Origin of the sequence: Wolbachia endosymbiont of Drosophila bocki (assembly GCF_028982005.1) — a bacterium.
GTDB lineage: Bacteria > Pseudomonadota > Alphaproteobacteria > Rickettsiales > Anaplasmataceae > Wolbachia > Wolbachia pipientis.
The window spans coordinates 1-8,105 of record NZ_JAPQLG010000139.1; the positions used below are offsets into that span (position 1 = coordinate 1).

General features: G+C 36.1%; 11 protein-coding genes and 2 tRNA genes. 11 read left to right on the forward strand and 2 right to left on the reverse strand.

All coding sequences use genetic code 11. The annotated features are described in order from the left end of the window. Nucleotides 1-152 precede the first annotated feature (152 nt). The 8 genes from OZD61_RS03005 to sucD all read left to right on the forward strand — a co-directional run bounded on the left by OZD61_RS03005 (nucleotide 153) and on the right by sucD (nucleotide 4,492). Nucleotides 153-464: a hypothetical protein gene (locus OZD61_RS03005; RefSeq protein ID WP_274979796.1), complete on the forward strand. Its 312-nt coding sequence runs from the start codon at nucleotides 153-155 to the stop codon at nucleotides 462-464. A 50-nt stretch (nucleotides 465-514) separates the two neighbouring features. Then, entirely contained in the window at nucleotides 515-877 is a 363-nt protein-coding gene (locus tag OZD61_RS03010; RefSeq protein ID WP_223823129.1) for a hypothetical protein, read from the forward strand. 68 nt (nucleotides 878-945) lie between these two features. Beyond that, a tRNA-Glu gene (locus OZD61_RS03015) sits at nucleotides 946-1,017 on the forward strand. 28 nt (nucleotides 1,018-1,045) lie between these two features. Next, nucleotides 1,046-1,732, forward strand: a complete 687-nt coding sequence (locus OZD61_RS03020; protein WP_274979797.1) for a 16S rRNA (uracil(1498)-N(3))-methyltransferase — start codon at nucleotides 1,046-1,048, stop codon at nucleotides 1,730-1,732. A 218-nt stretch (nucleotides 1,733-1,950) separates the two neighbouring features. Beyond that, nucleotides 1,951-2,024: transfer RNA gene (locus OZD61_RS03025), tRNA-Pro, on the forward strand. 199 nt (nucleotides 2,025-2,223) lie between these two features. Next, nucleotides 2,224-2,424, forward strand: a complete 201-nt coding sequence (gene rpsU / locus OZD61_RS03030) for a 30S ribosomal protein S21 (protein WP_006279819.1) — start codon at nucleotides 2,224-2,226, stop codon at nucleotides 2,422-2,424. A gap of 37 nt (nucleotides 2,425-2,461) precedes the next feature. Continuing rightward, nucleotides 2,462-3,613, forward strand: a complete 1,152-nt coding sequence (sucC, locus tag OZD61_RS03035; protein WP_274979798.1) for an ADP-forming succinate--CoA ligase subunit beta — start codon at nucleotides 2,462-2,464, stop codon at nucleotides 3,611-3,613. A 3-nt stretch (nucleotides 3,614-3,616) separates the two neighbouring features. After that, nucleotides 3,617-4,492, forward strand: a complete 876-nt coding sequence (sucD, locus tag OZD61_RS03040) for a succinate--CoA ligase subunit alpha (RefSeq protein WP_274979799.1) — start codon at nucleotides 3,617-3,619, stop codon at nucleotides 4,490-4,492. A gap of 8 nt (nucleotides 4,493-4,500) precedes the next feature. Here the strand turns inward: sucD and dapF are convergent, their stop codons facing one another. After that, nucleotides 4,501-5,289, reverse strand: a complete 789-nt coding sequence (gene dapF, locus OZD61_RS03045; RefSeq protein WP_274979805.1) for a diaminopimelate epimerase — start codon at nucleotides 5,287-5,289, stop codon at nucleotides 4,501-4,503. Beyond that, the gene (locus OZD61_RS03050; protein ID WP_274979801.1) at nucleotides 5,270-5,857 is read right to left on the reverse strand and encodes a nitroreductase family protein; all 588 of its coding nucleotides are present in this window, start codon (nucleotides 5,855-5,857) and stop codon (nucleotides 5,270-5,272) included. Before OZD61_RS03050 ends, dapF begins: the two co-directional genes overlap by 20 nt. 85 nt (nucleotides 5,858-5,942) lie before the next feature. Between OZD61_RS03050 and OZD61_RS03055 the strand changes: the two genes are divergently transcribed. The 3 genes from OZD61_RS03055 (at nucleotide 5,943) to OZD61_RS03065 (ending at nucleotide 7,900) form a co-directional block, all read left to right on the forward strand. After that, nucleotides 5,943-6,470, forward strand: coding sequence for a biotin transporter BioY (locus OZD61_RS03055; RefSeq protein ID WP_274979802.1), 528 nt, complete (start codon nucleotides 5,943-5,945; stop codon nucleotides 6,468-6,470). Then, nucleotides 6,467-6,856, forward strand: coding sequence for a DUF1284 domain-containing protein (locus OZD61_RS03060; RefSeq protein ID WP_274979803.1), 390 nt, complete (start codon nucleotides 6,467-6,469; stop codon nucleotides 6,854-6,856). Before OZD61_RS03055 ends, OZD61_RS03060 begins: the two co-directional genes overlap by 4 nt. Nucleotides 6,857-7,024: 168 nt before the next feature. Next, a complete protein-coding gene (locus OZD61_RS03065) occupies nucleotides 7,025-7,900 on the forward strand; it encodes a tetratricopeptide repeat protein (RefSeq protein WP_274979804.1) in 876 nt (291 codons plus the stop codon). Nucleotides 7,901-8,105: the final 205 nt, after the last annotated feature.

Consider the following 8,105-nt stretch of genomic DNA (forward strand, 5'->3'; position numbering starts at 1 on the left):
TAGATATACCTCTTTCTTAACTATGCTTATTTTACCTCATACTTTCGAGATCCTTAACAGGTTCTGAGAAAAACTTACCAGCAGAGATAATTCTTCACCCCACAGTTTCCTTTTTACTAGGAAAAGGCGCAGAGTATTATTCTACAGATGATTTGAATGTTGAAGCTATACAACAAAAACCTTCTAGAACCTCTGAATATGAGCCAAAGAGCACTAATTATGATGCTTTGCCTCCAAAAGAGCCAATTTACGCTGAGGTGTATGATGCTAAGGTTAGTAACTCATTAGGGGAGAATGGTTATTTGAGTGTATCAGAAGAATCTATTTATGCTGAAATATATGATTCACATAAAAAATCCACTGAAAATTTATCATTGGAAGATAGTGGTTATTTGAGTATATCAGAAGAACCTATTTATTGCACTATAGATGATCTTTCAGAACAAAAAAGCCTACTAGCCTAAAACAGAAAGAGCCAGAACAGTCGTCAGAACCTATTTATGCTAGGGTAGATTTGTCCAAGAAAAGAGCAGAAAGAAAAGCAAAAGACATAAAAGCTAATTCTGGAACTTGCCATGGGTTAGTGCAAGATAAAGTGAATGATTGGCAAGTGAAGCTAAATGAGCTAAGTGCTAATAAGTCGATAAGTCAGCAACAGACTAATGATCAAAAAATTAAGACCAAGGCTGGCTTTAGTGTAGAAGAAATAAGGCAGAAATATGAGCGTAGAGATTCTGGCTACGATTCTGGCTATGATTCCGATACAAAAGTTGAACAACAATTAGAATTAGCTCCTAAATCTGAGATAGGTTCAGTGAGTATTGAGCATGGAGTAATAGGAGGCTGTCGATATAAGATTACTGATATATCCCTCTAACTATGTGATTCAAAATAATTGAATTGACTTTATATGTGTAATCGATATAACCTAGTTAGATTCAAGTTGACTCTTTCGTCTAGTGGTTAGGACACCACCCTTTCACGGTGGTAACACGGGTTCAAATCCCGTAAGAGTCACTCAAGTGGAATATAATTAAGGTTTTGAATGGGAAAAATTAGGCTCTATGTTGAAGAAGCTTTATCACAAGGCGTGAGTTTAGCACTTAATCCACAACAAAGTCACTATATTTGCAATGTAATGCGGCTTAAGAAGTATGATAATCTCTCTCTTTTTAATGGAAAAGATGGAGAATGGTTAGGAGAAGTAGTGAATATATCGCGTAAATTGACAGAAGTTACACCCAAAGAATGCACTAAACAACAGCAATATGAGGAAAATTTATACCTGTATTGTGCCATGGTAAAAAGTGCTGCTTTGAACAACATAGTAAGACAGGCAACTGAAATGGGAGTAATCTGCATTCAATTTATTTCAACAGAACGTACAGTGGTAAAAAATATTAACCTAAGTAGAGCAAAATTACAAGCAATCGAAGCAGCGGAACAATCAGGTAGGATAAGTATACCAGAGATTTTGCCTCCTATTAACTTTTGTGAGTTACCTGATTCCCAAAGTAAAAATTTTGTTTTGTGTGATGAAGCAGGTAAAGCTGACAAAGTGCTGAAAGGCAAAAAAAATGTTGCTATTATTGTTGGTCCTGAAGGTGGTTTTTCATCTTATGAACTTGATCTTGCCGATAAGTTTTGTCAAAAATTGAGTCTAGGAAAAAGAATTTTAAGGGTCGATACTGCTGTAGTTGCTGCACTCACTTTCACCAATTGGTGTAGCTAGATTTTTAAATATGGCTAAGGTTTGGGTCATAAAGAAATCTGGTTCAGTGTTGCGCGCACAAAAACCCTGTAGACTTTCTACGAAGCAGTCTGTTGTTAAAGAGGAGCTAATAAAAAACATATTCTAAGATAATATTAAATCTCATATTATATTTTTTCTAAAGTAAACAAATGAATCTTGCATTTTGCCTGAGTTATTGATACTCTGAGTAAAGAAGTCGGGGCGTAGCGCAGCCTGGTAGCGCATTTGGTTTGGGACCAAAGGGTCGGGAGTTCAAATCTCTCCGCCCCGATGTTGGTATAATTGTAAGAACGCTGTAACATAAGAGCAATCTCCATCAGTAAGCAAGTAGCTGACACTGGAGTGACATTATTTACCATGTGAATTATGGCATATTACATTTTAACGCTCAAGTTTATAAAATAATTGACAATGCTAATTTTCTAATTTACAAATAGATTTTGAAATGATTACCGAAGGAGGTATAGAGTTTGATAGAAGTATCAGTCCATTATGGTGATGTAGACAGAGCTCTTCCAGTATTGAAAAAAACAATTCAAAAGGAAGGAAGAGGGTTGAAAATGAAAAAACAATATCATGAAAAAAAATCAGAAAAAAGAGCTAAAAAGAAAGCTGAAGCTAAAAAAAAGAGGTACCAACAAGAGTGCAGAAGGCAACGTTATGGTTGGTAGTTTGTACTCAAGTTAATAGTTTATCATTGGTTATTTTATGAATATTCACGAATATCAAGCGAAAGAAGTTTTGCATAAATTTAATGTCCCAGTGCCAAAAGGTTTTGTTGCTACATCTGCAGAAGAAGTAAAGACTCAAGTGAGTCAATTAAAATCTGACGTGTTTGTAGTTAAAGCTCAAATTCATGCAGGTGGTAGGGGTAAAGCCGGTGGCGTAAAGCTAGCAAAGTCAGTTGAAGAAGCTCAACAGTTTGTAAAGGACATGATTGGTATGACTTTAGTTACTCATCAAACAGGGCCAAGCGGGCAGCAAGTAAGAAAAGTGTACGTTGAAGAAGCCTCAAGCATTAAGGAAGAGTATTATTTAAGCCTGGTAATCGACCCGAAGCTCAGTAGGCCAATATTCATATTTTCCTCAGAAGGTGGAGTGGACATCGAAGAAGTGGCAAAAAATTCTCCTGCAAAAATTGTGAAATTTGATATTGATCCTGCTACAAGTTTTGATAGCAGCAAGTTAAGCAGCAGTTTTCATTTGAGTCCAGAACAAATAGAAAAGATATCGAACATTGCAAAAAAAATATATGATGCGCTTATTGCAACTGATGCGAGCCAAATTGAAATTAATCCACTGGTTAAAACAAATTCTGGAGATTTTATTGCGCTCGATGCAAAAATTAATTTCGATGATAATGCTTTATATCGTCACCCAGAAATTATGGAACTTCGTGATTATGATGAGGAAGTGAAAGAAGAGATAGAGGCTTCAAAGTATGGGCTCAGTTACATCAAAATGGATGGCAGTATTGGTTGCATGGTAAATGGTGCAGGTCTTGCTATGGCAACAATGGATATAATAAAATACTACGGAGCAGAGCCTGCTAACTTTTTGGATGTTGGTGGTGGAGCGAGTAAAGAAACTGTAACTGAAGCATTTAAAATCATATTGTCTGATAGCAACGTAAAAGGAATTCTGGTTAACATATTTGGTGGTATAATGCGTTGCGATATTATCGCAAGTGGAATTGTTGCGGCTGCAAAAGAAATGAGCATTAAAGTTCCTCTAGTGGTTAGATTATCAGGTACTAATTTTGAAGAAGGAAAAAAAATTTTAGAAGAGTCAGGATTAAATATTATTGCTGCAGATGAGCTAGATGAAGCTGCGCAAAAGATAGTAAAAGAGGTAAAATAAAGCATGTCCGTTTTAGTAAACAGAGATACAAGATTAATATGCCAGGGTTTTACTGGTGCACAAGGCACATTTCATTCAGAGCAAGCAATTGATTACGGAACGAAAATGGTGGGAGGTGTAACTCCTGGAAAGGGTGGGAGCACTCACCTTAATTTACCGGTTTTTAATACTGTAGCAGAAGCCAAAGAAAAAACCGGTGCAAATGCTACAGTTATATATGTACCTGCTAAATTTGCTGCTGCTGCAATACTTGAAGCAATAGATGCAAAAATAGAATTGATAATTTGTATTACAGAGGGCATTCCTATACTTGATATGGTGAAAGTTAAGCGTGCGCTTATCGGCTCAAAAAGTCGATTGATTGGTCCCAACTGCCCGGGAATTATTACACCTGAAGAATGCAAAATAGGAATTATGCCTGGCCATATCCATAAGCGTGGACACATAGGAATTATGTCTCGCTCCGGAACTTTAACTTACGAGGCAGTAGCACAAACAACCGCTGTTGGTCTTGGTCAATCCACATGTATCGGAATTGGGGGAGATCCAGTTCATGGTATGACATTTGTTGACTGTATGGAGCTCTTTTTAAAAGATGACGATACTCATGGTATTGTAGTTATTGGTGAAATAGGTGGAAACGAAGAAGAAGATGTATCACATTTTGTAAAAACAGAAAAAACTAAAAAGCCAATCGTTGGTTTTGTAGCAGGCCAAACGGCACCTCCAGGAAGACGTATGGGACACGCTGGAGCAATCATCTCTTCCAGCGGTGGAAGTGCTGGTGCAAAACTAGAAGTTATGCGGAGCGCTGGAATTGCAATTGCTGAAACCCCTGCAGTAATTGGTAAGAAGGTATTGGAAGTAATGCATCACTAGAATTAGGGTCACAAAAACCCTATATCACCGGTCATGAATACGTTATTTGCCCATTCGATTAATAACTTGCCTCCTGGTAAATTTACTGAAGTCTGTTGGGCAAACAGATATCCACGTAGTGTGGATGCAACAAGTGCTGCACAGGCTGCACTACCGCATGATGCAGTAATGCCTGTACCTCTTTCCCAAACTCTTAAAGCTATTTCTCCAGACTTTTCAACTTGTGCAATACTAACATTAATTTTCCGAGGAAATAATGCGTGATTTTCTAGCTTTGGTCCTAAATTTCGCAATGGTATTTCACTTATGTTATCAACAAAAAAAACTATGTGAGGATTGCCAATATTTACTGCAACAGGATCTTTTAGCATTTCAAGCTCTATAGGTAAGTGAAGAGTGTCACACTCAGTAGACAAGGGAATTTCATGCCATTTTAGCAAAGGTTTACCCATGTTAACCTTTATGGATTTATCACCCACTTTAAAACACTCTAAAATGCGTTTGCTTGTTAGCTCAATAATGGAGTATTCAGCACCTTTTTCTGACATTATCAAATATCCAACACAGCGTGCTGCGTTTCCGCACATTTCAGCTCGACTGCCATCGGCATTATAGATATGCATAAAACAGTCTGCAGCATTAGACATTGTTATAATTATCACTTGATCACAACTGCTTTGATCAGCAATTTGTCTATGGTTCCAGTCTAAATTGTTTGTTGAACGTGAGTCTATGATAACGAAATTGTTACCAGTGCCGTGCATTTTGATAAAATTTTCAGAATTTTGGCCACTCATCATAAAAAAATATTTCTTCTATTGGTCTTCTTTTCTTCTTACTTGTTTCAGCACCCTCTTCTTCGTAACCAACCGCTATCACTGACATTACGTTAAAGTCATTGGGTATATTGAACTCTTTCACTATTTTATCTCTACTAAATCCACCCATTTGATGGGCCATTAAGTTCATAACTGCAGCTTGTAACATAAGTCCATAATTTGCTGCACCAGTATCATGATTAGCCCAAAGATTTTCTCCTTTACCTTGTTTACGGAAGTTTTTAGCACTTAAAGATATGATTAACACTTGTGCATCTTTTGCCCATTTTTGATTAGATTCATCAAGGCAATTTAGCAGCTTCTCCCATGCGCTTTGATTGTTCTGTTTGTTGCATATCACATATCTCCAAGGTTCATCACCAAAACATGAGGGAGTCAGCCTTACAGCTTCCATTAAAATATCCATGTCTTCCTGAGATATTGCTCTTGTAGGATCGTATGAACGTCCGCTGTGTCTTGCTTTCATCAACGATAATAGATCTTGTTTACTCATCATTTTTAATTTAATAGTGCATAAATAATTCATTGTAGCACAATATAAGCAAAATTTAAATTGCAAAACCTCTCATACACATATACTACATTTAATAAGTTATTTTTATTGGGAAGGTATGTTTATAACACAATCTAGCAGCAGATCAACACTGGCTGAAATATTGTCTTGCGTTTTACTTTTATTCTTGATGGCTCAAATAAGTATACCATTGCAGCCTGTGCCTATCACATTGCAAACTTTAGGAGTAATGCTTATTGGGCTTAAATTTAACCGCAGAACAGCATTCTATTCTGTGCTTACATATCTATCACTTGTTGCAGCAGGATTGCCTGTTCTTGCGAAATTTTCTGGTGGTTATCACGCTCTTCTTGGACCAACCGGTGGATATTTAATTGGCTGTTTAGCTGCTGTTGTGGTAATGAGCAAAGTAAATGAATTACTGAACCCTAAATATAAATCATTTGTGTGTAACTCTTTAAGTTGTCTGGCTGGTACAGTTGTAATCTTTATTTGTGGTGTTAGTTGGCTTGCTGTTTACTTGGGTCTGGGACAAGCAATAATGGTGGGTGTTTTACCATTTATCCTTCCTGGTTTGGTAAAAATTTTTCTACTTGTAGCAGCTTTGCAATATTTGAAAAAATGATAAAATTCCGCCCTCATCATTTCATGTGCACCCTCGCGTTTCGGGGATATGGGTATTCTCAGGGTTTTGTAGAAAATTATAAAAGGATAGCAAGCAAAGTAATTAGTACTCAAATCGAAGTAGTTGGTAACCTTGATAATATCTGTAGTGCTTGTCCAAATCAGACTAAACAAGGTAAATGCACCACACAAGCTAAAGTTTTAGAGCTAGATAGAAGGCATATGGAAATTTTAGGAATTAAAATTGGCGAGACTTTAACTTGGAATGAGGCAGTAAAAAAGATTAGGGAGAAAATGTCTTTAAAGAAATTCGAGTACGCATGTGAGGAGTGCAACTGGCAGCCATATGGAATATGTAAAAATGCCCTTTTAAATCTACAAAGGTAGTTGACAAAATGTTAAGATAAATTGAAGCATTTTTGTGGAAATAAAGCGAAATATGGAAGACAAAAGATAAATGCATTCTGAAAAGCTACACAGCATGTTCGTCCCGCTAATTAATAATATCTTTATTATTGTATGAGATAGGTAATTTAGCATTTATGAATTTGTAATGTGTTACGCATAGCTCAAAGAAATAAGGTTTACTGGTTACACGCTGCAGCCAATGCCACAACACTAGGACCTATGTTTATCTGCATGTTAATTTGCGTTGTGATTTTATGGAGGTCTTCTGTTACCTATGCTAGTGAAAATTTGGAGATACAAAAGGCCTTCGATAGTGTTGTCAAGCATATAAAAGCTGATAAAAAATATAAAGATCTTGATGTTATTGAGAGAAAAAGTGACAAATTTAATATCAAAATTTCGCAGAATTCTGGCAAGAGTTTTGACATATACTCTACTTTAAAAAAAGCAAAAGATTCCTTTGAATCAGGAGATAATGAAGCAGCTATTTCTCTCCTTAATCAGATTATCGCAAAGTTTCCTTATCATAAAAATGCTTTAATTGGATTGGGAAATATTTATTACGCTAATAAAGAATACAAAAAAGCTGTAGAGATTTACACAAGACTGTTAAAAGAACACCCTAGTAACCCTTACATATTAAAAAATTTTCTGACGATAATCTCACAATATGATCCTGATCTGGCGTTGAGTGAAATGTTAAAATTGTATGATATACATAAAAATTATGCTCCTTTATTAGCAAATTTAGGTCTGATCTATATGAAAAAGGAGGATTATGTAAAAGGTAAAGAGTATATGATAACTGCTATTTCCCTCGATGAAAACAATATTTTTTATACTTATAATTTAGCTGTTATTCTAGATAAACTTTCAGATTTTCAAAATGCTACAATATTCTACTTAAAGTTGTTAAACATGGCTACAACTTCGAAAGATGTGAGTGAAAAAACACCTTTATACAAAGTGACAGCAAGACTAAAATTTATAAAACTTCACAGCACGCACCCAAAGATTTCATAAAAGCTTATAGCTTACCTAAAGCTAATTTATCGTATCTGTTCAAGGGAGTGGCTAATGTGCAAATATTGAAGCAAAGTGTGTGACACACAGCTGTACGAACATTTGTTTGCAAAGGTAATTTGCACAACAAATGCATAACTGTACGAACATTGTGATTTTGGCCCATCAGATCTCAGTGCGTGACACTGGGATGGCTTTGTTGCAT

What these genes read in the sequence shown, in the direction of transcription:
- sucC (WP_274979798.1), top strand. Translation starts at nt 2,462, where the DNA reads ATGAATATTCACGAATATCAAGCGAAAGAAGTTTTGCATAAATTTAAT.
- OZD61_RS03060 (WP_274979803.1), top strand. Translation starts at nt 6,467, where the DNA reads ATGATAAAATTCCGCCCTCATCATTTCATGTGCACCCTCGCGTTTCGG.
- dapF (WP_274979805.1), bottom strand. Translation starts at nt 5,289, where the DNA reads ATGAGTGGCCAAAATTCTGAAAATTTTATCAAAATGCACGGCACTGGT.
- OZD61_RS03050 (WP_274979801.1), bottom strand. Translation starts at nt 5,857, where the DNA reads ATGAATTATTTATGCACTATTAAATTAAAAATGATGAGTAAACAAGAT.
- sucD (WP_274979799.1), top strand. Translation starts at nt 3,617, where the DNA reads ATGTCCGTTTTAGTAAACAGAGATACAAGATTAATATGCCAGGGTTTT.
- OZD61_RS03020 (WP_274979797.1), top strand. Translation starts at nt 1,046, where the DNA reads ATGGGAAAAATTAGGCTCTATGTTGAAGAAGCTTTATCACAAGGCGTG.
- OZD61_RS03055 (WP_274979802.1), top strand. Translation starts at nt 5,943, where the DNA reads ATGTTTATAACACAATCTAGCAGCAGATCAACACTGGCTGAAATATTG.